1 protein-coding gene is annotated in these 249 nt (G+C 57.8%); it reads left to right on the top strand.

The features are described from left to right. Window positions 1-249: hypothetical protein (locus R0J88_RS22330; protein WP_410901219.1), on the top strand; the 249-nt coding region annotated here is incomplete at both ends.

The following is a 249-nucleotide window of genomic DNA, read 5'->3' as shown; positions in this document are numbered from 1 at the left end:
GGATCATCGCTGACGTCTCCAGTGTCGGAAACACCTTCAACCTCACCCCGTTCCTGCGCGACATGCACCCCAAGAATATCAAGTCGGTCGCGGAAGAGCTGAAGGCAGTCGCGAGTCTCACCGGAGCCAAGATCAGTAGCGATATGCTGCGTGACCATCAGTGGATCATGGATCAGGTGACGTATGAGTGGCACAAGCTCGACACCTGCCTGCCGGTGCTTGCTGAGGACGAGAACGCCGAGCTGATCC

The sequence above is a fragment of the Pseudoalteromonas sp. SIMBA_162 genome, from assembly GCF_046535955.1.
GTDB classification, from domain to species: Bacteria; Pseudomonadota; Gammaproteobacteria; order Enterobacterales; family Alteromonadaceae; genus Pseudoalteromonas; species Pseudoalteromonas marina.
Note: the sequence above shows the minus strand (reverse complement) of the source record. Positions and strands in the feature narration are given on the sequence as shown.